Below are 22,122 nucleotides of genomic sequence, written 5' to 3' on the forward strand. Positions count from 1 at the left end.
GGTTTTTTTAATTATTGAGAAAATCGATTATGCTTCAACTTCGAATGGAAGTATAGAAACGTATGATTTATTATCTCTTTTCTTTTGGAACTGAACAACTCCATCCACTTTTGCATGTAAAGTGTGATCTTTACTAATGTAAACGTTTTCACCTGGATTATGTTTTGAACCTCTTTGTCTAACGATGATGTTCCCTGCAATGGCAGCTTGTCCACCAAAAATCTTAACGCCTAAACGTTTTGATTCTGATTCTCTACCATTCTTGGAACTACCGACACCTTTCTTGTGAGCCATGACGTATTAGTTTATTTTGTTATTATTCTTGTGTCTCTTCTTTTTTAGCTTTTGGAGCTTTTTTTACTTTTGGAGCTGCTACTTCTTCAGTTGCCACTTCAACAGTTTCTTTTTTGGCAGCGGCTTTTTTAGGAGCTGATGCTGTAATACCTTCGATTACAATTTGAGTAAGATACTGACGGTGTCCGTTTCTCTTTTTATAACCTTTTCTTCTTTTCTTTTTGAAAACGATTACTTTATCTCCTTTTAAGTGTTGTAACACTTTGGCTTCTACTGAAGCACCTTCTATAGCTGGGGCGCCTATCGTGATTGTACCGTTGTCGTCTAACAAATAAACTTTGTCAAAAGAAACTTTAGTTCCTTCTTCATTTGCCAAACGGTGAACGTAAACCTTTAGGTCTTTGCTAACTTTAAACTGTTGCCCTGCTATCTCTACGATTGCATACATAACAAATTGTTTTATAAATTTTTAAGGTTGCAAATATACAATTAAATATTTATCCTGCAATTAGTTCCCGCAAAAAAATAGTTTCTTCAGTCAAAGACTTGTTTTTAAAGGCTTTCGCAATGATTCTTGAGTCTTTTTTTCTACAACAATTGTTAACTTTTACACAAAGTAGGAAAAATTTGTCATCGTTTATTAAAATAAAGTTATTTTTGATGTAACAATAACAACGGTTTGATTACCAACTGTAAATAATAAAATTATTAATCCTTATGAAAAAATCAATAATGGCGTTAAGTGCTGCACTTTTGCTTGGAGGAATAGCCTCGGCACAAAAAGTGGATTTTGAAGAATACGATTTAGATAACGGAATGCATGTTATTTTGCACAACGATCCCTCTGCCCCAGTGGTTGTAACATCGGTAATGTACCATGTGGGTGCCAAAGACGAAAACCCCGAAAGAACCGGTTTTGCACACTTTTTTGAACATTTGTTATTTGAAGGAACCGAAAACATCAAGCGCGGGGAATGGATGAAAATAGTCTCTTCCAATGGAGGCGTAAACAATGCCAACACCACTGATGACCGAACGTATTATTACGAAGTTTTTCCATCAAATAACCTGGAACTCGGACTTTGGATGGAATCCGAAAGAATGATGCATCCTGTAATCAACCAAATTGGTGTTGACACACAAAATGAAGTTGTCAAAGAAGAAAAAAGAACCAGTTTTGACAACCGTCCTTACGGCAACATTCTTACGGTTGTAAAAGAAAACATGTTCAAAAATCATCCTTATCGCTGGAACACCATTGGTTCGATGAAACATTTAGACGCAGCCACTTTAGAAGAATTTCAAGCTTTCAACAAAAAATTCTATACACCAAACAATTCCGTTTTGGTTGTTGCGGGTCAAATCGACATTGCACAAACCAAAGAATGGATCAAAAAATATTTTGGCACAATCCCAAGAGGCGAAGACTTTACAAGACAAACTTTTACCGAAGAACCCATTACCCAAACCATAAAAGCGACTTACCAAGATCCAAATATCCAGATTCCAATGTTGGTGGCTTCTTACAGAACCCCTTCGATGAAAACTAGAGATGCTAGAGTTTTGAACTTGATTTCCTCCTATTTAAGTGACGGAAAAAGTTCAAAATTGTATAAAAAAATAGTAGACCAGAAAAAAATGGCATTACAAATTGGAGCTGTTGGATTTAGTCAAGAAGACTATGGAATGTACATCATATATGGATTACCTATGGAAAAAATCACCATGACCGATTTGTTGAAAGAAATTGACGAAGAAGTCTTGAAAATTCAAACCGATTTGATTTCCGAAAAAGATTATCAAAAATTACAGAACACTTTTGACAATCAATTTGTAAATGCAAATGCCGGAGTTGAAGGAATTGCCGAAAACTTGGCAAAATTCCACATGCTTTATGGAGATGTTAATTTAATTAATTCCGAGATTGATTTATACCATTCTATCACACGTGAAGAAATTAGAGACGTGGCAAAAAAATACTTAAACCCGAATCAAAGATTGATCCTGGATTACGTTCCATCAACTGAACAAGCTCAAAACTAAGACATCGAAATCATGAAAAAAATAAGTATAGTACTATTCATTTTGTTCTTAACCGGAATTATGCAAGCACAAGACCGTCCACAACCCAAGCCTGGAAAAGCACCAGTGGTAAACATCAAGAAACCCCAAACATTTGTTTTGGCAAATGGTCTAAAGGTGATGATTGTCGAAAATCACAAATTACCACGAGTAACTTATAACCTTACCCTAGATAACGCCCCTTTTGCGGAAGGAAACAAAAAAGGTATTGACGAATTGGGCAGCAGTTTAATAGGAAATGGGTCTAAAAAAATAACAAAAGATGTTTTTAACGAAGAGATAGATTTTTTTGGGGCCAATGTCAACTTTAGTTCTAGCGGAGCTTATGCCAGTTCCCTTTCTAAATATGCCAACCGAATATTGGAATTGATGGCCGACGGCGCATTGAACCCTAACTTCACCCAAGCAGAATTCGACAAAGAAAAAGCCAAAATGATCGAAGGTCTTAAGGCCGAAGAAAAAAGTGTTCCGGCAATAGCTGGCCGAGTTGCTGATGCTTTAGCCTTCGGAAAAAATCATCCTTCAGGTGAATTTGTAACCGAAGAAACGTTGAATAACGTGACACTAGCCGATGTTGAAACCAATTATAAAAACTATTTTGTGCCCGAAAATGCGTATTTAGTAATCATTGGCGATGTAAAATACAAGAAAATCAAACCAGTTGTCGAAAAATTATTTGGCAAATGGGAAAAAAGAAGCACTCCAAAATTGACTTATGCCGATCCAAAAAATGTTGACTTTACCCAAATCAATTTTGTGGATATGCCAAATGCAGTACAATCTGAAATTGCATTGGTCAATACGGTGAATTTAAAAATGAGCGACCCTGATTTTTTCCCGGCAGTAATAGCAACCCACATTTTGGGCGGTGACTTCAACAGCTATTTGAACATGAATTTAAGAGAAGCACATGGATGGACTTACGGTGCCAATGCCACTATTGGTGCAGACAAATATGTGTCGAAACTAAGATCCGCATCGGCGGTAAGAAACGTGGTTACTGATAGTGCAGTGGTTGAATTTATCAAGGAAATTAAAAGAATTCGAACCGAAAAAGTAAGCGAAGCATTACTTAACAACGTAAAAGCCTCTTTCATTGGAAAATTCGTAATGCAGGTGCAACAACCTCAAGCCGTAGCCAGATATGCTTTGAGAATCGAGACAGAAAATCTTCCTGAAGATTTTTATGAAAATTACATCAAAAGCATCAACGCCGTAACTCCTGAACAAGTACAGCTTGCCGCCAATAAATACTTCCTTGTTGACAACACCAGAATTGTAATTGCCGGAAAAGGAGCAGACGTGATTCCAGGATTGGAAAGTCTAAAAATCCCAATATTATATTTTGACAAATATGGCAATCCTACAGCAAAACCCGTTCTCAAAAAAGAAGTTCCAGCTGGCGTAACTGCCAAAATTGTTTTGGATAATTACATCAAGGCAATTGGTGGCGAAAAAGCGTTGAATAACGTAAAAACTATTGCAATGATTGGATCAACTACAATTCCGCAAGCTCCATCACCATTGACTTTTACCAATAAAATTGACGCCAAAGGAAAATTAATGGTTGAAATAGCCATGGGACCAATGAGCTTGATGAAACAAGTAGTCAACGAAAAAAGCGCTTATCTCTTGCAACAAGGACAAAGAAAAAACATTGAAGGCAACGATTTAGCCGAAATGAAAGCCAGCGCCATTCCTTTTGAAGAATTGAAATTGGCCAAGAAAGAAGGACTTGTGCTTACCGGAATTGAATCCATCAACGGAAATGATGCTTATGCATTGCAAAACGGAAAAACCACTTTGTTCTATGACACAAAAACAGGCCTAAAAGTAGCCGATACAAAAACAATGGAACAAGGTGGAAAAACGATGACACAAACCACCACTTACGGAGATTACAGAGAAGTGAAAGGCGTGAAAATACCTTTCAACATTATTCAAAATGTAGGTTTCGAATTGGATATAAAAATGTCCGAAGTAAAAATCAACGAAGGTGTTTCTGACGCTGATTTCCAATAAAAAATCTAGAATAAATTTTCAAAGGCTGTCCAAAAGGGCAGCCTTTGTTGTTTTATAGAACTTTAAACACTATTTCTTGGCCGACAAATAAACTCCAAACAAAATAATAAAAGCGCCAAAAAACTGGATTGGCGTTAACATTTCATTATCAAACAATCCCCAACCAAAGGCCACAACAGGAATTAAATACGTAACCGAAGTGGCAAACACCGGAGAGGAGATTTGAATGGTCTTAAAGAAAATGATGTTGGCAATTCCGGTTCCCACCATTCCCAAAATCAAGATAAATATCATTGAATGTTGGACGCTTTCGACTTGAATTACATCAAAAAAACCAGAGAAAAATAAAACAACTAGCGCCGGTAAAAGCAGCACCAAAAAATTCCCCGTCGTAATACTCAACGGACTCAAATCCGATAAATATTTTTTGATTAAATTGACATTAATTGCATAGCAAACCGAGGCTATTATCACCAATATTGCATAATAATAATTTTGTTCCGGATGATGGATGGCTCCATTTATTATTAATAAAAAAGTCCCTACTAATCCAATAACAACACCAAAAACTTGAGGTCTCCTGAAAGTTAGTCCAAAACCAAAAACACCAAAAATCAATGTGTTTAAAGGTGTCAAAGAATTAAGTATCGAACTTACCGTACTGTCAATTTGGGTTTGTGCCAACGCAAAAAGAAAGGCTGGAACGAATGTGCCCAAAGTTGCCGTCAAAGCAATGTATTTCCATTTAACATGATGAATTTTGACCAAGCTTTTGAACCCTATCATCAACAGAAAAATGGCAGCAAACAAGATTCTAAGCGACCCAAGTTGCATTGGCGTCAAACCGACCAAACCTTTCTTTATGAGGATAAATGAACTACCCCAAATAAAGGCAAGTGCCAACAAATAAACCCATTTTAATTGTTTCGAATCCATAAAAATAAATTTTGGCTCAAAATTGTAATTATTTTATGAATTAACCGTGTTTTTTTTAGTTAATTTTGTCTTCAACAACAAGATAATTAATCTTTTAAAACCCAAATGAACATGTATTTTTTAAAATCAATATTGACAATAACACTTGCAAGCCTTTTATTTGTGGGTTGTAAAGAAAAAACTGCTGACGCTGTATCAGATGCCGCAACAGAAAATAATACTCCAAAAGTAAAAAAAGAAATTGCCGCCGAAAATCTGCAAACGGCGAGTTTCTCCATCGAAGGAATGACCTGTGAAATTGGTTGCGCCAAAACTATAGAAAAAGAATTGAATGGACTCGACGGCGTTCAAAAAGCAACGATAGATTTCGAAAAAAAATCTGCCACCATCTCTTTTGACAAAACCATCTTAAAAACCGAAAACATCAGTAAAGTGGTTGAGGCAACCGGAGACGGAAAAACATATAAAGTTTCAAATATGAAGTCTTAATTATTTGAACTTTTTTATTATTTACAAAAAAAGTTCTAGACTTATGTCACAAAAAAAAGCTTCCCAAATTGAGAAGCTTTTTTTGTGCGGGTAATAGGACTCGAACCTACACGCCTTGCGGCACCAGATCCTAAGTCTGGCATGTCTACCAATTTCACCATACCCGCAAAATTGTGAGTGCAAATATAAACATATCTTCTTACTTTCAAAGGAAATTATTCAAAAATATTCAACCTCTTTTTTGTACTTTTGAAAGTATTAAAATTTAACAAAATATGGAAACCATAAAAGCATACGTTCAACAGCACAAAGACCGTTTCATAACCGAATTAATCGAACTGTTGAAAATACCTTCCGTAAGCGCCGATCCTGCTTACCATCAAGACATTATCAAAACCGCCAATGCCGTAAAAGCAAGTCTGGAAAAAGCAGGTTGCGATTTTGTGGAAATTTGCGACACGCCGGGAAACCCTATTGTTTATGGCGAAAAAACAATCGACAAACATTTACCAACCGTGCTTGTTTATGGACATTATGACGTGCAACCGGCCGATCCTGTCGAATTATGGACTTCTCCCCCATTCGAACCCGTTATCAAAAAAACCGAAATTCATCCTGAAGGAGCCATTTTTGCTAGAGGTTCATGTGACGACAAAGGCCAAATGTACATGCACGTAAAAGCATTGGAATACATGATGCAATCCAACACTTTACCTTGCAACGTGAAATTCATGATTGAAGGCGAAGAGGAAATCGGTTCCAAAAGTTTGGGATGGTTCGTGGAACGCAACCAAGAAAAACTAAAAAATGACGTAATTTTAATTTCGGATACCGGAATGATTTCCAATCAGCAACCATCAATTACTACTGGATTGCGTGGTTTAAGTTACGTTGAAGTGGAAGTTACTGGGCCAAATCGCGATTTGCATTCCGGATTATATGGTGGAGCTGTTGCCAATCCAATCAACGTTTTGGCAAAAATGATTGCATCGCTTCACGACGAAAACAATCATGTTACCATTCCTGGTTTTTATGACAAAGTGCAAGAATTGTCTCTCGAAGAAAGAGCCGAAATGGCCAAAGCACCTTTCAATCTAGATAATTACAAAAAAGCATTGGACTTAAATAATATTTACGGCGAAAAAGGATATTCTACAAATGAAAGAAATTCCATTAGACCAACACTTGACGTAAACGGAATTTGGGGCGGATATACTGGCGAAGGTGCCAAAACCGTTATTGCAAGTCAGGCTTTCGCCAAAATTTCGATGCGATTGGTTCCAAATCAAGATTGGGAGGAAATCACCGAATTGTTTACCAAACATTTCACCAGCATTGCTCCAGCCGGAGTAAAAGTGAAAGTAAAACCGCATCACGGCGGACAAGGTTATGTGACACCAACGGACAGCATTGGCTACAAAGCCGCCAACAAAGCCTACACCGAAACTTTTGGAATTCCAGCAATTCCAGTGCGTTCCGGCGGAAGCATTCCCATTGTTGCCTTGTTCGAAAAAGAACTAAAAAGCAAAACTATCTTGATGGGATTTGGATTGGACAGCGATGCTATTCACTCGCCAAACGAACATTTCGGGATTTTTAATTACTTGAAAGGAATTGAAACGATTCCGTTGTTTTACAAGTATTTTGTGGAGTTGAGTAAATAAAAAATCACAATCCGCTTCTCCTGACAACAAAAGGAAAAGCGGATTTTTTTAACAAAAAAACTAAAATTAAATTTATTCCGGATTATACCCCAAATAAGGCACTGTTTGTTCCTTGAAAACAACTCCATATTCTTCTAATTCTTTCAAAATAGGCAAATACACTTCTTCCCGAATTGGTAATTGAACTCCTGGCGTTTTAATTTTCCCGTTTAAGATTAATAAAGTCGCCATCGCTACAGGCAAACCAACGGTTTTTGCCATTGCAGTATAAGTTTGATCTTCGCCAAGACAAACCATTTTGGAATCGATTTGTTCTTTTTTACCATTTATTTCATACCCAAATTTGTGATACATCACAATCATGTCTTTTTCTTTGGGTTGCAATGTCCAACTGTCGGTAAGGATTTTTTCTAGAATTTGGGCTGGTGTCGCCTTTTTCAAACCTACTTTTTTGTTTCTGTTGAACAAATCCAATTCCAGCAATTTGTCCCACATAATATCATCTTGATCAATTTTTAAAATCAAACGCATCTTGATTTCAACAGAATCCGTGGGATGATACGGCAAGAAGGAATTCACGAAATCTCGGTAACTCATATTCTCGGAATCTTCCATAATGTAGCTGTCATCGGTCATTCCGAGCTGTACAAACATATTCCATGCTTTGGAAAATCCCACTCTGCGAATCGTTCCTCTATATAAAGTCAACACATCATTCAGTCCATAAACATCTAAATATTTTAAAGAATCCCGGTTCGAATACGCTTCAAAACGGCCATAACCTTCCACTTCCAGAAATTCGGTTCTGCGGAATAAATTCCAATACGGAATATATTTATACGTTCCTTCCTGAATAAATTTTGCCGCACCACCTTGACCAGCCAGCACCACGTTTCGTGGCGCCCAAGTAAATTTATAATTCCACAAATTGGTATCCGATTCTGGAGCAACCAATCCGCCACAAAAAGATTCGAATAAAAGCATTTTTCCGTCTTTTGCCCTGATTTCATTGATTACTTTCATTGCACTCATGTGGTCGATTCCGGGATCAAGTCCAATTTCATTCATAAAAATCAAATTGTTTTCCTTGGCCAAAGCGTCCAATTCTTGCATCGCATCGCTTACGTAAGAAGCCGTTACCATGTGTTTTTTATATACAATGCAATCCCTGGCAACTTCGATATGAAGATGCGCCGGCAACATCGAAATCACTATATCCGCTTTTTGAATGGCATTTTTTCTTTGATTTTGGTCAAAAACATCCAAAGCAATCGCAGTTGCATTAGGATGATTATTTGTTTTGGTTTGGGCTGAAGCCAATGATAGATCACCAATAATTAAATGCAGGTTCTCAACTGCTGATTTGTTTAAAAGATAGTGTATAAGTGACGAAGCAGATCTTCCTGCTCCAATGATTAAAATCGTTCTCATAATTACATAAATATAACACAAATATATATAATTGTTGAATTTGTAACACATACTGAAGGATTAAAAATGAAAATGTGTAAAATAAAAGCGAAAAAAATGTTCGCCAAAAACACTTCCAATTTGACCAGAAATAAATACTTTTGTATGGTAAAAAAACAAAAAATGGACAAGAAAATAATTTCAACAGGAGCAATTTTAGGAATGACTGCCATCATTTTAGGAGCATTTGGAGCACACACCTTAAAAAAAGTTTTATCCATCGAAGAGCTTTCGACATTCGAAACCGGAGTGAAATATCAAATGTATCATGCCTTGTTTTTAGTATTCATTGGAACGCTAAATGAACTCTCCCTAAAGGCGAAGAAAACCATCTATAATTTGGTGCTTTTGGGTGTATTATTCTTTTCGGGATCCATTTATTTATTGGCAACAAACAGCCTTACTTCGTTTGACTTCAAAATAATTGGATTTATAACTCCCATCGGCGGACTCCTATTAATACTGGGCTGGTGCGTTTTATTTTTTAATTTCATAAAGAAAAAATCATAAAGTTGGGATAAAAAAATTCTAACTGAAAAATAATTTCTACTTTTGCGCGCATAAATTTAACCACACAACACACCAATTTATGGACAACTACGCCTTGTTTACGAAATCGATTTCGTTAAAAAATCTAGGAATCGAAAACGCTACTATTCAGTATCAATTAACTCCAGAAAAATTACACGACCTAACAGTCCAATATGGACAAGGAATTGAAGTTTCAACAGAATCATTGGCTGTCAACACAGGAGAATTTACAGGTCGCTCACCCAAAGACCGATTTATTGTAAAAGACAATATCACCAAAAACAAAGTTTGGTGGGGAAATGTGAATATCCCTTTCGAACCAGAAGCATTTGAAGCATTATACAATAAAGTAACCGCCCATTTATCCCACAAAGAAATTTTTGTCAGAGACGCTTACGTGTGTTCGGATCCAAATTACAGGTTGAATATAAGGGTGATTACCGAAACACCTTGGGCAAACTTGTTTTGCTACAACATGTTTTTGAGACCTGAAATGAAGGAACTGGAGAATTTCACTCCTGAGTGGACGTTACTTTGCGTGCCAAGTTTTACGGCGGTTCCAGAAGTTGATGGAACGCGTCAAAGCAACTTTGCCATTCTGGATTTCACCAAAAAAATAGTTTTAATAGGAGGAACGGGATATACTGGAGAGATGAAAAAAGGAATTTTTTCGGCTTTGAATTTCATTTTACCAGTTTTCAAAAATACTTTACCCATGCATTGTAGTGCCAATGTTGGAAAAGAGGGTGATACGGCCATTTTCTTTGGATTGTCGGGAACAGGAAAAACCACGCTATCAGCCGATCCAGCTCGAAAACTTATTGGCGACGACGAGCACGGTTGGACAAATGAAAATACGGTCTTCAATTTTGAAGGAGGTTGCTATGCTAAAGTCATCAATCTTTCGGAGGAGAATGAACCCGATATTTTTAAAGCCATAAAAAAAGGATCTATTCTAGAAAATGTGGTCATCAAATCAGGAACAAACGAAGTCGATTTTGAAGATGTCACCATAACCGAGAACACCAGAGTTAGCTACCCAATTTATCATATTGAAAACATTCAACCGGGTTCCATCGGTAAAAACCCAAAAAATATTTTCTTTTTGACAGCAGATGCTTACGGTATTTTGCCTCCAATTTCGATGCTTTCTCCTGGACAAGCCGCTTACTATTTTATTTCTGGTTATACGGCAAAAGTGGCCGGAACCGAAGCTGGAATCACAGAACCACAACCCAATTTCTCCACTTGTTTTGGCGCCCCGTTTATGCCTTTGCATCCAACAAAATATGCTGAAATGTTGAGCAAAAAAATGAAAGATGCCAACGTAAAAGTTTGGCTTATCAATACAGGTTGGACTGGAGGCCCTTACGGAGTGGGAAGTAGAATGAAGTTGAAATTTACACGCGCGATGATTACCGCAGCATTAAATGGCGAATTAAACGAAGTGTCGTATGAGAACCACAAAGTATTCGGAATTGCAATACCACAATCGTGTCCAAATGTACCAAGTGAAATATTGAATCCAAGAAACACATGGGAAGATCCCAATTTATATGATAAAAAAGCGGTAGAATTAGCCCAAATGTTCAAGTCGAATTTTACCAAATTTGAAGAATTTGCCAATGCCGAAATTATGGAAGGAGCTCCGCTGGTTTAGTTAATTTTAATTCAAGACAAAAAAGCTGTTCATGATGAACAGCTTTTTTTATGCAAAACCAGAACAACTATTTACAACAATCGGTAACATTTGGCGTTAAACAGGTACTAATCAACATCAATCAAATCAAATCAAAATCAATCATGTTAAAACAATTTTTTATCCTCTGCTCTGGAGCCGACAAATCCTTGCTGGAAGGTTGCTCCGAAGGCGAACAAACCAAATATGTTGGTATTGGCGCCACGGTTTTCTTCACTGCCGTTATGGCTTTCATTGCCAGTTCCTATGCCCTTTTCACGGTTTTTGACAATCCAATTATTGCCATGGGATTTGGAATCGTTTGGGGATTGCTCATTTTCAATTTGGACAGATTCATTGTTTCCACCATTCGAAAAAGAGACCAATTCAAAAGCGAATTTTTGCAAGCAAGTCCACGAATTATTTTGGCGATAATTATTGCCATCGTGATTTCGAAACCATTGGAAATTAAAATTTTCGAAAAGGAAATCAATACCGTTTTATTGAAAGAAAAAAATGCAATGGCCTTGAACAACAAGAAAGAAGTGGCCAATTATTTCAAATCGGATTTGGAGAAAAATAAATTAGAAACCAATAATCTTAAAGCAGAAATCAGCAAAAAAGAAAAAGAAGTTAACGCATTGTACGAAACCTACATTACCGAAGCCGAAGGAACAAAAGGCACGATGAAATTAGGGAAAGGGCCCGTTTTCAAGGAGAAAATTGCCAAACATAATTTGGCTTCCGCTGAATTGGATTCCATCAGAAAAACTAATTTGGCCAAAATTGCAATCAATGACAAAAAAGCAATAACACTACAAGCCGATTTAGACAAAAAAGTAACCGAAACACAACCCATAATCGAGGGTTTCGATGGTTTGATGGCGCGAATTAATGCGTTGAACAAATTGCCGTTGATTCCTTCCTTGTTTATAATGTTGTTGTTTTTGGCCATCGAAACCTCGCCAATAATCGCCAAATTACTGTCTCCAAAAGGGGAATACGATTACAAACTGGAAGATTTGGAAACGGCATTGAAAGCTACTTTGACCCAAGACAAATACCAACGTGATTTATTGGTGAAAACAAGCGCAACAATGCACGACAAAGTGTATGACGACATTGCCCAAGACAAGAAATTATATGATTTACAACGTCAAAAAGCAACCGAATTACTAGAACTTCAAGCGCATAATTTTGTTGAAAAACAGAAGAAAACAATGTGATTTTGTTCTAGAAAAATTAAAAAAGGCAATGGTTAACGATTAACCATTGCCTTTTTATTATTGTAACATTAATAAACTAGGTGAAAATGATTTGGGTTCTGTCCCCGTCACATAATTCATAGAATTCTCCAATTGTGATAATGTCTTTAACCTCATCCGATAAATCAGCTTTTGTCAATTTAAACATATCAACAGCAAGTTTACATGCATAAATATTTCCGCGTCCAGCCGTAATCATTTCTAAAAACTCATCAACAGGAGGCATTCCCAATTCATCCATTTGTTTTCTCATCATACTGGAAACTGCAGATTCCACTCCGGGAAGTCCACCAAGCATTGTTGGAAAAGGCAATCCTCCGGGCATTTTCATAGCGGGGTTACCTGTAGTTGCTGTATGGAGATGATTCATTGATTTTTTAGTGATTCCTTCAAGACCAAAGAATGTGAAAAATAGATTGGTTTCGATGCCTTCCATTACGGCTCCATTTGCCATGACCAACGAAGCATATACGTCTTCTAAATTCCCTTTAGCACATATTATACAAACTTTTTCTAAAGGTTTTTTTTCTTTTATTTCCATTTTAAAAATTTTAAATTATATACAACTTTTTGGTCTAGGGATTCCGGCCATTTTACTTGAAATTTTTAAAGGTCCTTTCGGAAACAAATCGTATAATTGCTTGATATCGACTACTCCACTTTTTCCAACTCCTCTTATAGTTAAAGCGACATCTTTTCTTTGCTGGTCTTGTAAATAAGCCAGCACTTCAAAATGTTTGTCGGTTACTTCATTTATTCCCTCTTCTTTTCCAATTTCAATTGCAATTTCTTTATTCCATTGGGATAAATCTGTTAAATAACCATTATTGTCAACACTAACAGTTTTTCCTGCATATACTTTTTCCATCTTTAAATTATTTTATATTAAACATTATTTTTAGTTAAAATTCTTTCCTGCTTTGCTCATTTTTGGTGTTACGAACGGTAATTTTCTGGCTGGCAAGAGCATATTCCAATAAATCCATCTAAAAGCTAACTTACCCCAATGGTTCAATCGAGATTCAGTAAGCAAGCTTAAAGGACCAATTCCTGCAAAAGGGAACTTGCCTTTAACCGGTTCGTAGTCGTAGTTGAAGTCTATTAAAAGTGCTTTTCCGTGACCTGTTTCGATAAAACAATTGGCATGGCCGTCAAAATCAGGATTTAATTCTTTTCCTTCAATGTATCTCAGAATGTTTTCTGTTAAAATTTCTGCTTGAAAGTGCGCAACAGAACCCGCTTTTGAAGCTGGAACATTAGTACAATCACCTATTGCAAAAATATTTTCTTTAACTGTAGTTTGCAATGTGTTTTTATTCGTGGGAACGTAGTTTAGGTCATCTCCAAAACCTGAACGAAGCATTAGTTCATCTCCCATATTTGTCGGAATGGTCACCAATAAATCAAACGGCACTTCATCTCCTCCATAATCCACAATTACACCTTTCTCGCCATCAATGTGTTCTACGGCAAAGTCCGGTACAATTTTGATGTTTTTCTCTTTTAGCAAATACGTCAAAGCAGTTGTGCATTTTTCTTTTGTAAATGCACCGGAAAGAGGTGTTACATAAGTGATTTCAACTTTATCACGCATTCCTTTTTTAAGGAAGAATGAATCTGCAAGAAACGCAAATTCTAAAGGTGCAACGGGACATTTAATGGGCATTTCCGTGATATGCACCACTAATTTTCCACCTTTCCATACTCTAAGTTTATCTCTCAATGCCAAGGCTCCTTCATAAGTATAAAAATCAAAAATTGATTTGTACCAATAATCTCCTAACATTCCTTCAACTTCTCCCGGAGCGGTTTTTGTTCCTGTTGCAATGATTAAAATGTCGTATTTTAATTTTTTACCGCCTTCTAAAACTACCGTGTCAGAATCTTTGTTAATTACATCTATTTTTTCCCGGATCAATTTCACTCCTTTCGGAATAAATTCATCGATAGATTTTTTAACGTCTTCCGGTTTATAAGTATCAAAAGGTAAAAATAAAAATCCCGGCTGGTAATAATGGGTTTTGTATTGATCTACAATCGTGATTTCCCAATCTGATTTATTTAATTCTTTCTTTAGGTGGCTTGCCATCATTGTTCCGGCCGTTCCAGCACCAAGTATCACTAAGTTTTTCATATTATTATAAATTACATTGCCTTATTTTCTATGTTAAAATTACAATTGAATTTATAAGTTTTGTGTAACAATTGTTGCACAAAATGAATAATAAAGCTTTTATTATCTGGATAATATATTTAATAAATCCACAACATAAATCCACATCGTTTTACAATCAAAATTTCCTAATTAGCTTGTTTTGCATTAAACTTATATGAAACTCCTATCATTATCAAGTCAGTTGTCATATCATAAGCCACATAAGATGCTGGTATGGCACCATTAGGATTTGAAGGTGAAGCCATCATTGGATTGAGTATCTGACCAAAAGTCTTTCCGTCACTTGCTCCATGGTGATAAACTGCATCAAGACAAATATTTTTGCCAGCTTTATAACTAAAACCAAATTGAAAAGCATTTGCGATAATTGCAGTAGCTGGAATATTAAAAAATGCTGCATCATAACTAATAGGATTTGAACTATACGTATATCCAAGTCTTAAAGGAAATTTTTCGAATCCTTTATATTGAACTCCTGCCGAAAAAATGGAAACATTATCCCATCCAAAACCTTTCACGGAAGCTGTTGGAGTCCATCCTGTTTCTGAAAATCCGTTCGTGTTTTTATAATCCACCATTCTATAATCTAATGCGATATCAAAATCACTTTTAGAATATCCCAATCCAAATGAAAGAATGGCTGGATAATCCATATCGAATTCATTGTTTCCTGTAGTATTGTCTAAATAGGTGTTTTCGAATTTTAAATCACTTAAATCTTGGGTTGTTTTGTACGAAACTCCCGCTTTGAATCCCGTTTTTGAATCAAAGAATAAACCAAGTTGAGCACCAAAACCAGTAGTTGAAGCTTTGTTAGTAGATGGATAACCCGCTGCCGATGGATTTGCAGTTGGATTTGGCATTAGCTCTAAAGTCCCATAATTAAACGTTGGTTCAACACCCACAGAGAGTTTATCGGTTATTTCATAAGCCCATGTTAATCCTATTTGCATCAACATATAATCTGATTCTACACGACCAAAACCTCCTGCTTGTTGAGGATAATTTACGGGATTAGAATTTAATGAAGGGTCAAAACTGGAACTCAAAGGATTATTTGCTTCTTCAGGAAATGTCACTCCAAATCCACTAATACCAAAAGCAGAAACTCCAAAAGTGTGTTTACTTCCTTCTTTGCCCCAAACCATCGCTAATGCAGGCATTGGAGAAACCCCTCTGTCATCTTTAGTGACTCCAGACACTGCAGGAGAACCTGGCCCCATCATTCCGGCCGGTAAACTTGAACTCAATTCAGGCGAAGAGTAAAATAACCCAATGTCAAACTTAATTATTTTGTCATTAAAAGCTGAAATTGATGCCGGATTCCATTGCAATGCCCCTGATATATCGAGAGGTTGTGCCGTTGAAGCGCCTCCCATTGACATATTAAAAGCCCCAACTCCTTGCATAATATGACCTGCTTGCGAAAAAGCAAAAGTCGAAAAGAACAAAAAACCAAATTGCAAAATAATTTTTTTCATGATAGTGAAGTATTTATAAAAGTTTAAATTAATTAGAGAATGACCTTATGTTTATTCCATACTTGTCATTACTGCAACAAGAAGTACTAAACTTTAAAATAATAAGGTTTGAATTGAATAGATCTGACTTTCTGAAGTAAATTACTTCCGGTTTTGTCATAACTTGATGTGTTGATTTTGCACATTAAATGTACTTTATAAAAAAAAGTGCTTATGTAACAATTGTTACATAAAGGAAAGAATCCTTGTTGATGTCAACTATTTGATTTACTGTAAATTACACAAAAATGTCCTCTTTTAAATAGTCAAAATAATTATATTTTTATATGATAAAAATCAGGTAATTGAAAATTTTACACCTAAAATTTATCACTAAAAAAACCCGACAAATGATTAATTTGTCGGGTTTTTTTATGGAATTCTAAAACAATTGCTACATCATGCTCAAAATCTCTTTTTTGAAAGCGTCGTATTCGCCTTGCAAAATCAATCCGTTGTCCAAGAGTTTTTTATAGTTTTGAAGCTTCGCAAAAAGTTCGTCTTGTGTCAATTCGCTCGACAATTTTTCTGTTGAAGTGGCTGTATTTTCCACAATTGGTTCCGCATAATTAGAAACTGACGGCAAAATTTCGGCAAAATTTGTAACTTCTTCCGTTTCTACTTCTTCCACAATTTCTTCTGGAATAAATTCCGGGATTTGGGTTTTCACTTCTTCGGTAGCAACAGGATTTTTCAACAAATCCAATTGTTCCTTGGCATAAGTAGAAATCTTTCTGGCCTGGGTTTTCGGAATGTAATCGATGGAAACTTGCATTTGTGTTTTAGTAGAAAACGAAAATTCCGAACCCAAAATATTTTCTTTCATAAAAGTTCCTTCTATTTCGTCCCAAGCAAAATCAGTGAAATTCATCGAAAGACCCATATTTTTGGGCTGGCAGATGATAATTCTTTTATTGGTGACCACAATACTATCTGGAAAAACGGTAATGGCTGGTTTTTTTTGAACGGCGATATAACCAATTTCTTCGTTTTTCATCAACAAATCATTCAATTTTGAAGTGATTTTCTCGATGGCTTTTGGATCTTGCTCTTCGTTCAGGAATTTTTTTATATTCTCAATCATGGTGTTTTATTTGAAAGTGTTCTGAAATATTTGACAAAAGTAATGTCTATTTTTCTAATTCAAGGATTTCATTTTGTGTATTTTTTGTTAAACTTTTGAAAACCAATTCATAGGAATCGTCAATCAATTCCTTTACCAATTTATCCGAAACATCGTTGTTTATGGCAATAGTGTTCCAATGCACTTTGCTCATGTGAAACGCTGGCTGAATGTCGTCATATAAGGCTCGCAATTCCTGGGCATAATCCGGATTGCATTTCAAATTTACTGATGGCTCTCCTTTTTCCCATTGATTTAAAGAAGACAAAGCAAACATTTTCCCGCCCACCTTAAACACTAAAGTATCTTTGTCAAACGGAAAATGTTCGGTGACGCCTTTCTTGGACAAGCAATATTCATAGTAGGTTTCTAGATGCATTTCTAAAATTATTTTGAGTTTATAAAAAACAAATCACTGGCGATTCCATCCGTCAAGAATTTCCCTTTTTGGGTGGTTTTCAAAATGTTGTTTTCAACAAAAAGCAGCTCATCTCTCATGAATTTTTGTGCCTGCTTTTGCAAATAATCTAAATATTCGTTTCCAAATTCTTTCTCAATTCTATCCAATGAAACGCCCCAAATGGTTCGCAAACCCGTCATAATATATTCGTTATAACGGTCGGTTTTAGATAAAATTTCAATATCGTTTGGCAATTTATTTTCCTCCAATGATTTCAAATAAATGGAATTGTTCGAAACATTCCAACTTCGGGAAATTCCGTCATAACTGTGTGCCGATGGACCAATCCCGACGTATTTTTTGCCCAACCAATAAGCAGAATTATTCTTTGAAAAATAATTCTCCTTTCCAAAATTTGACAATTCATAATGAACAAAACCATTTTTTTCGAGCGTTTCGACCAAAATCTGGAAATGCGCTTCGGCAACTTCGTCTTTGGGTTGGGCAATTTTTCCGGTTTGAATGAGTTTGTTCAAAGCCGTTTTGGGTTCGACTGTCAAGGCATAACTCGATATATGCGAAATCCCGAAACTCAAAGCCGTTTCGATGTTTTGTTGCCACTTTTCGTTACTCATCCCCGGAATTCCATAAATTAAATCCAGGGAAATATTGTCGAAATATTTTGTTGCCAATTCCAGACATTTTTTGGCTTCGCCCGAATTGTGAGCACGATTCATCATCACCAAATCCTCTTCAAAAAAAGATTGAATCCCAATAGAAAGGCGATTGATTCCAATTTTTGAAAGTTCGATTAAATAGTCTTCCGACAGATCATCGGGATTGGCTTCGAGGGTTATTTCTGGGTTTTCAACAACTTTATAATTTTTATACACTTCATCAATCAGAAATCTGCAATCAGAAATCTGCAATGTAGAAGGTGTTCCTCCACCAAAATAAATCGTTTCAACAACCTCATCTTTAAACTCTCTTTTACGCATTACAATTTCTTTGGCCAAAGCCAAAACCATCTCGTCTTTCTTCTTCATCGAAGTCGAAAAATGAAAGTCACAATAATGGCAAGCCTGCTTGCAAAAAGGGATATGGATGTAGATTCCGCTCATAAATTTGTGGTCAGTGGTCAGTGGTCAGTTTGCAAACTGAATATTGATCACTTTTTTATTCGTTCTTCATTATTCTTCACAAAAGCATCCCAACCACTATAACTTTTTTCGCCAATTACTTTTCCGGAATTGAAAAAATGACAAACCGCAGCCGCCAATCCATCGGTGGAATCCAGATTTTTGGGTAATTGTTTCAGGCCTAAAAGTTGTTGGAGCATTTTGGCAACCTGTTCCTTGCTGGCGTTTCCGTTGCCGGTAATGGCCATTTTTATTTTTTTGGGTTCGTATTCGGTAATGGGAATATCTCTCGAAAGTCCCGCAGCCATTGCCACGCCTTGCGCTCTTCCGAGTTTCAACATCGATTGTACGTTCTTGCCAAAGAATGGCGCTTCAATCGCAATTTCGTCTGGATTGTGGGTGTCGATGAGTTCGATGGTGCGTTCGAAAATGATTTTTAGTTTCTGGTAATGATTGTCGTATTTGGACAATTGCAATTCATTGAGCTGCAAAAATTCCATTTTCTTGTTGACGACTTTTATCAATCCAAAACCCATAATCGTGGTTCCGGGGTCGATTCCTAATATGATGCGTTCGTTTGCCAAAAGATTTATTTAAAGTTTTATTCCGCTACGCTCCATACAATTCGGCTGCGCCTCGGGTTAGGTTCAAAGTTTAAAGTTTTGTTACTTTGCACCAATGATTTCAATTCCTCACAAAGCTAAACAATTCCTCGTACTTCTAATCAAACTTTTGATTGTTGGTGGTGCCTTTTATTTTATTTACAGTCAACTGGCCAATAACGACAAACTGGATTGGGAAAAGTTTATCATTTTGTTCCAAAAAAACCAATCGGTTGCGGGAATCAGTTTTATCTTGTTGTTGAGCGTTTTGAATCGGTTTTTCGAAATCCTGAAATGGCAGAATTTGGTTCTTTATCTCCATAAAATTTCTTTGTCGGAAGCAACCAAGCAAGTTCTTGGCGCGCTGACTGCCGGATTATTTACTCCAAACGGCGTGGGCGAATATGCCGGAAAAGCATTGTTTTTTGAAAAATCGAAAGCCAAAAAAATCGTGTTTTTGAACTTGATTTGCAACGGAATCCAGATGATTTTGTCGATAGTTTTTGGAATATTTGGTTTATTGTATTTCAATGCCAATTACAATATCATCACTTCAAAAACAGTTTTAATTCTATTTGGAATTTGTTTTTTGTTGTTTGGAATTTTATTTTTTTCGAAGAAAATAAACATCAAAGGTTATTCTATCGAAAGAATGATTCACAAAATCAACGAAATCCCAAAGTCCATTCACCAAAAAAATATTTTTTTGGCCATTTGCCGTTACTTGGTTTTTTCGCACCAATATTATTTTTTGTTCTTGGCTTTCGATGTTGATTTACCTTATTTTACCTTAATGACAACCATTGCAAGCGTTTACTTTTTGGCCTCTTCCTTGCCTACTTTCCAGTTTTTGGACTTTGCCGTAAAAGGAAGTGTTGCCGTTCATTTCTTTGGAATTCTTGGCGTAAACGAATGGATTGTAGTTTTTATAAGCACCTTGATGTGGTTTCTGAATGTGGTTTTGCCAGTTATAATTGGTAGTTATTACGTGATGAATTATAAAATCCTCACCCCGACCCTCTCCGAAGGAGAGGGAGACGAAACTTAATAAAATGATGATTACAATTGTTTTATATATAATCCTGTTCATTTATTGCTTGGCGATAATCGCCTTGATTTATGGATTTACCAAAGTCAATTCTTTCGATTATCTTGGGCAAAAGCCAAAAAACAAATTCTCGATTGTCGTTCCTTTTCGCAACGAAGCTGAAAATTTGCCAATCCTTTTAAATAGTTTTTCAAAATTGAATTATCCTGCTGATTTGTTTGAAGTGATTCTGGTTGATGATGAATCGGAGGAAGTGTTCAGTTTTCAGTTTTCAGTGTTCAATGTTCAAATGATAAATAATATTCGTGTTTCGAATTCGCCCAAAAAAGATGCGATTTCAACGGCAATTCAAGTCGTAAAAAACGATTGGATTATCACGACTGATGCGGATTGTGTCGTTAATGAAAACTGGCTTTCGGCATTGGACAATTACATTCAACTTCACGATGTTTCGATGATTGCCGGAGCGGTTTCTTATGATTGCAAAAATTCCTTTTTGCATCATTTTCAGCAATTGGATTTGGCCAGTTTGCAAGGAGCAACTATTGGAAGTTTTGGTTTGAGAAAAGGTTTTATGTGCAATGGAGCCAACTTTGCTTACACCAAATCGTTTTTTCAAGAACTGAATGGTTTTGAAGGAAATGATGAAATTGCGAGCGGTGACGATGTTTTTTTGTTGCAAAAAGCGATTGCAAGATTCCCTGATAAAGTTCATTATTTAAAATCCGAAAACAACGTTGTCCTCACAAAACCTTTGGATGATTGGAAATCCTTGTTTTACCAAAGAGTGCGTTGGGCTTCAAAAACGGGTTCGTATCAAAGCAATTTTGGAAAAGGTTTGGGTTTGGTGGTTTTTGGCGGAAATTTGGCTTGGATTTTGGGTTTTGGGTTTTGGGTTTTGGGTCTTACGCCATTTCTAAACATAATTTTGATATTCTTTTTGAAATTCGTTGTTGATGCGGTTTTGATTTATAAAGCAAATCTTTTCTTGAATAAAAACAGCATGCGCTATTTGATTTTGGGAAGTTTGGTTTATCCGTTTTTTAGCGTGAGTGTGGCTTTGTATTCCGTGTTTGGAAAATACGAATGGAAAGGGAGGCAGTTTTAATCCTTGAATTACTCTACTTTGAGAATAACGGGAAGGATAAATTGTGTTTTTACTGGAATTCCGCGTTTAATGGCTGGATTCACTCTTGGAAAATCGACCAAACGGGATTTTAGAATACTGTCAATTTTTATGGTGTCGTAAGCGACAGAATCTTTGGGAAATTGGGGTTCGAATTGCATCGTGGCATTAGGAAAAATGGTAACTTTCACTTCAATCGTGTCCAATTCAGGATAGAGAATCGACAAGGTGTCAACACTTAATTTTTCCTGAATAAGCTGAGTCATATATTCGAAAAAGCATTGCTGACGTTGGGTTTTGTTCTCGATTTTCTCGCAATCAGCGACTGATGGAAACTCGTCGACTTCTTTCCAGTTGATGGCTTTCAATTCTTTCTGTAACAATTCTTTTTCTGACGGCACTTGCTTGTCAAAGTACTGGCAGGAACTAAAAAGTAGTGGCAAAAAAAGTGTTATTAGAATTATTTTCCTCATATTCGTTAACGAAAGAAATGCTGTTTTAATTTTGTTTAAAAGTACTGCTTTAATTTTCAAAAATACTAAAAAATACTTTATGGA

General features: G+C 36.2%; 22 protein-coding genes and 1 tRNA gene. 9 read left to right on the forward strand and 14 right to left on the reverse strand.

The window, feature by feature from the left end; genetic code table 11:
* Window positions 1–27: 27 nt before the first annotated feature.
* Window positions 28–294, reverse strand: a complete 267-nt coding sequence (rpmA, locus tag C0430_RS07090) for a 50S ribosomal protein L27 (RefSeq protein ID WP_103806944.1) — start codon at window positions 292–294, stop codon at window positions 28–30.
* Between the two features lie 22 nt (window positions 295–316).
* Window positions 317–742, reverse strand: coding sequence for a 50S ribosomal protein L21 (gene rplU, locus C0430_RS07095; protein WP_290867283.1), 426 nt, complete (start codon window positions 740–742; stop codon window positions 317–319).
* Window positions 743–1,011: 269 nt separating this feature from the next.
* On the opposite strand from rplU, the gene C0430_RS07100 reads away from it, so the two are divergent.
* A complete protein-coding gene (locus C0430_RS07100) occupies window positions 1,012–2,337 on the forward strand; it encodes a pitrilysin family protein (protein WP_290867285.1) in 1,326 nt (441 codons plus the stop codon).
* Between the two features lie 12 nt (window positions 2,338–2,349).
* The gene (locus tag C0430_RS07105) at window positions 2,350–4,398 is read left to right on the forward strand and encodes a pitrilysin family protein (RefSeq protein ID WP_290867287.1); all 2,049 of its coding nucleotides are present in this window, start codon (window positions 2,350–2,352) and stop codon (window positions 4,396–4,398) included.
* 69 nt (window positions 4,399–4,467) lie between these two features.
* Here C0430_RS07105 and C0430_RS07110 read toward each other — a convergent pair whose 3' ends face one another.
* On the reverse strand, window positions 4,468–5,334 hold the full coding sequence (locus C0430_RS07110) for a DMT family transporter (RefSeq protein WP_290867288.1): 867 nt from the start codon (window positions 5,332–5,334) through the stop codon (window positions 4,468–4,470).
* Between the two features lie 132 nt (window positions 5,335–5,466).
* On the opposite strand from C0430_RS07110, the gene C0430_RS07115 reads away from it, so the two are divergent.
* Window positions 5,467–5,823 carry a heavy metal-associated domain-containing protein gene (locus C0430_RS07115; RefSeq protein WP_366559315.1) on the forward strand — a complete coding sequence of 119 codons (357 nt, stop codon included), beginning with the start codon at window positions 5,467–5,469 and terminating at the stop codon, window positions 5,821–5,823.
* An 85-nt stretch (window positions 5,824–5,908) separates the two neighbouring features.
* Here C0430_RS07115 and C0430_RS07120 read toward each other — a convergent pair.
* Window positions 5,909–5,990: transfer RNA gene (locus C0430_RS07120), tRNA-Leu, on the reverse strand.
* 108 nt (window positions 5,991–6,098) lie between these two features.
* Between C0430_RS07120 and C0430_RS07125 the strand changes: the two genes are divergently transcribed.
* Window positions 6,099–7,487 (forward strand): dipeptidase, encoded by a 1,389-nt coding sequence (locus C0430_RS07125; protein ID WP_290867292.1) that lies wholly within the window; start codon window positions 6,099–6,101, stop codon window positions 7,485–7,487.
* Window positions 7,488–7,559: 72 nt separating this feature from the next.
* On the opposite strand, the gene C0430_RS07130 is transcribed toward C0430_RS07125, so the two are convergent.
* Window positions 7,560–8,918, reverse strand: coding sequence for a saccharopine dehydrogenase C-terminal domain-containing protein (locus tag C0430_RS07130; protein WP_290867294.1), 1,359 nt, complete (start codon window positions 8,916–8,918; stop codon window positions 7,560–7,562).
* Between the two features lie 162 nt (window positions 8,919–9,080).
* On the opposite strand from C0430_RS07130, the gene C0430_RS07135 reads away from it, so the two are divergent.
* From C0430_RS07135 to C0430_RS07145, 3 genes are all read left to right on the forward strand, one after another.
* Window positions 9,081–9,467, forward strand: coding sequence for a DUF423 domain-containing protein (locus tag C0430_RS07135; protein WP_290867296.1), 387 nt, complete (start codon window positions 9,081–9,083; stop codon window positions 9,465–9,467).
* A gap of 79 nt (window positions 9,468–9,546) precedes the next feature.
* Window positions 9,547–11,148 carry a phosphoenolpyruvate carboxykinase (ATP) gene (gene pckA, locus C0430_RS07140; protein WP_290867299.1) on the forward strand — a complete coding sequence of 534 codons (1,602 nt, stop codon included), beginning with the start codon at window positions 9,547–9,549 and terminating at the stop codon, window positions 11,146–11,148.
* Window positions 11,149–11,291: 143 nt separating this feature from the next.
* A complete protein-coding gene (locus C0430_RS07145) occupies window positions 11,292–12,392 on the forward strand; it encodes a DUF4407 domain-containing protein (protein WP_290867325.1) in 1,101 nt (366 codons plus the stop codon).
* 76 nt (window positions 12,393–12,468) lie between these two features.
* On the opposite strand, the gene C0430_RS07150 is transcribed toward C0430_RS07145, so the two are convergent.
* The 8 genes from C0430_RS07150 to ruvC all read right to left on the reverse strand — a co-directional run bounded on the left by C0430_RS07150 (window position 12,469) and on the right by ruvC (window position 19,373).
* Window positions 12,469–12,972 (reverse strand): DsrE/DsrF/DrsH-like family protein, encoded by a 504-nt coding sequence (locus C0430_RS07150; RefSeq protein WP_290867301.1) that lies wholly within the window; start codon window positions 12,970–12,972, stop codon window positions 12,469–12,471.
* Window positions 12,973–12,987: 15 nt separating this feature from the next.
* Window positions 12,988–13,299, reverse strand: a complete 312-nt coding sequence (locus C0430_RS07155; RefSeq protein WP_290867303.1) for a TusE/DsrC/DsvC family sulfur relay protein — start codon at window positions 13,297–13,299, stop codon at window positions 12,988–12,990.
* Window positions 13,300–13,329: 30 nt separating this feature from the next.
* Window positions 13,330–14,565: an FAD-dependent oxidoreductase gene (locus C0430_RS07160; RefSeq protein WP_290867305.1), complete on the reverse strand. Its 1,236-nt coding sequence runs from the start codon at window positions 14,563–14,565 to the stop codon at window positions 13,330–13,332.
* A 167-nt stretch (window positions 14,566–14,732) separates the two neighbouring features.
* Window positions 14,733–16,088 carry an outer membrane protein transport protein gene (locus C0430_RS07165; RefSeq protein ID WP_290867307.1) on the reverse strand — a complete coding sequence of 452 codons (1,356 nt, stop codon included), beginning with the start codon at window positions 16,086–16,088 and terminating at the stop codon, window positions 14,733–14,735.
* 433 nt (window positions 16,089–16,521) lie between these two features.
* A complete protein-coding gene (locus C0430_RS07170) occupies window positions 16,522–17,211 on the reverse strand; it encodes a PH domain-containing protein (protein ID WP_290867312.1) in 690 nt (229 codons plus the stop codon).
* A 46-nt stretch (window positions 17,212–17,257) separates the two neighbouring features.
* Window positions 17,258–17,629, reverse strand: coding sequence for an MmcQ/YjbR family DNA-binding protein (locus tag C0430_RS07175; protein WP_290867314.1), 372 nt, complete (start codon window positions 17,627–17,629; stop codon window positions 17,258–17,260).
* An 8-nt stretch (window positions 17,630–17,637) separates the two neighbouring features.
* A complete protein-coding gene (hemW, locus tag C0430_RS07180; RefSeq protein ID WP_290867317.1) occupies window positions 17,638–18,771 on the reverse strand; it encodes a radical SAM family heme chaperone HemW in 1,134 nt (377 codons plus the stop codon).
* Window positions 18,772–18,818: 47 nt separating this feature from the next.
* Window positions 18,819–19,373: a crossover junction endodeoxyribonuclease RuvC gene (ruvC, locus tag C0430_RS07185; protein ID WP_290867319.1), complete on the reverse strand. Its 555-nt coding sequence runs from the start codon at window positions 19,371–19,373 to the stop codon at window positions 18,819–18,821.
* A 94-nt stretch (window positions 19,374–19,467) separates the two neighbouring features.
* On the opposite strand from ruvC, the gene C0430_RS07190 reads away from it, so the two are divergent.
* Together C0430_RS07190 and C0430_RS07195 are read left to right on the forward strand one after the other, a co-directional pair.
* Window positions 19,468–20,439 (forward strand): hypothetical protein, encoded by a 972-nt coding sequence (locus tag C0430_RS07190; RefSeq protein WP_290867321.1) that lies wholly within the window; start codon window positions 19,468–19,470, stop codon window positions 20,437–20,439.
* 7 nt (window positions 20,440–20,446) lie between these two features.
* Window positions 20,447–21,547, forward strand: coding sequence for a glycosyltransferase (locus C0430_RS07195; RefSeq protein ID WP_290867327.1), 1,101 nt, complete (start codon window positions 20,447–20,449; stop codon window positions 21,545–21,547).
* An 8-nt stretch (window positions 21,548–21,555) separates the two neighbouring features.
* On the opposite strand, the gene C0430_RS07200 is transcribed toward C0430_RS07195, so the two are convergent.
* Window positions 21,556–22,038: a hypothetical protein gene (locus C0430_RS07200; protein WP_290867329.1), complete on the reverse strand. Its 483-nt coding sequence runs from the start codon at window positions 22,036–22,038 to the stop codon at window positions 21,556–21,558.
* Between the last annotated feature and the right edge of the window lie 84 nt (window positions 22,039–22,122).

This window comes from Flavobacterium sp. (assembly GCF_013823965.1).
GTDB lineage: Bacteria > Bacteroidota > Bacteroidia > Flavobacteriales > Flavobacteriaceae > Flavobacterium.

Coding starts and splice junctions, on each gene's coding strand:
- C0430_RS07145 (WP_290867325.1), top strand. CDS start 11,292: ATGTTAAAACAATTTTTTATCCTCTGCTCTGGAGCCGACAAATCCTTG.
- C0430_RS07155 (WP_290867303.1), bottom strand. CDS start 13,299: ATGGAAAAAGTATATGCAGGAAAAACTGTTAGTGTTGACAATAATGGT.
- C0430_RS07190 (WP_290867321.1), top strand. CDS start 19,468: ATGATTTCAATTCCTCACAAAGCTAAACAATTCCTCGTACTTCTAATC.
- C0430_RS07105 (WP_290867287.1), top strand. CDS start 2,350: ATGAAAAAAATAAGTATAGTACTATTCATTTTGTTCTTAACCGGAATT.
- pckA (WP_290867299.1), top strand. CDS start 9,547: ATGGACAACTACGCCTTGTTTACGAAATCGATTTCGTTAAAAAATCTA.
- C0430_RS07165 (WP_290867307.1), bottom strand. CDS start 16,088: ATGAAAAAAATTATTTTGCAATTTGGTTTTTTGTTCTTTTCGACTTTT.
- C0430_RS07100 (WP_290867285.1), top strand. CDS start 1,012: ATGAAAAAATCAATAATGGCGTTAAGTGCTGCACTTTTGCTTGGAGGA.
- hemW (WP_290867317.1), bottom strand. CDS start 18,771: ATGAGCGGAATCTACATCCATATCCCTTTTTGCAAGCAGGCTTGCCAT.
- C0430_RS07160 (WP_290867305.1), bottom strand. CDS start 14,565: ATGAAAAACTTAGTGATACTTGGTGCTGGAACGGCCGGAACAATGATG.
- C0430_RS07150 (WP_290867301.1), bottom strand. CDS start 12,972: ATGGAAATAAAAGAAAAAAAACCTTTAGAAAAAGTTTGTATAATATGT.
- C0430_RS07125 (WP_290867292.1), top strand. CDS start 6,099: ATGGAAACCATAAAAGCATACGTTCAACAGCACAAAGACCGTTTCATA.
- C0430_RS07110 (WP_290867288.1), bottom strand. CDS start 5,334: ATGGATTCGAAACAATTAAAATGGGTTTATTTGTTGGCACTTGCCTTT.
- C0430_RS07130 (WP_290867294.1), bottom strand. CDS start 8,918: ATGAGAACGATTTTAATCATTGGAGCAGGAAGATCTGCTTCGTCACTT.
- rplU (WP_290867283.1), bottom strand. CDS start 742: ATGTATGCAATCGTAGAGATAGCAGGGCAACAGTTTAAAGTTAGCAAA.
- C0430_RS07175 (WP_290867314.1), bottom strand. CDS start 17,629: ATGCATCTAGAAACCTACTATGAATATTGCTTGTCCAAGAAAGGCGTC.
- C0430_RS07200 (WP_290867329.1), bottom strand. CDS start 22,038: ATGAGGAAAATAATTCTAATAACACTTTTTTTGCCACTACTTTTTAGT.
- C0430_RS07170 (WP_290867312.1), bottom strand. CDS start 17,211: ATGATTGAGAATATAAAAAAATTCCTGAACGAAGAGCAAGATCCAAAA.
- rpmA (WP_103806944.1), bottom strand. CDS start 294: ATGGCTCACAAGAAAGGTGTCGGTAGTTCCAAGAATGGTAGAGAATCA.
- C0430_RS07135 (WP_290867296.1), top strand. CDS start 9,081: ATGGACAAGAAAATAATTTCAACAGGAGCAATTTTAGGAATGACTGCC.
- C0430_RS07195 (WP_290867327.1), top strand. CDS start 20,447: ATGATTACAATTGTTTTATATATAATCCTGTTCATTTATTGCTTGGCG.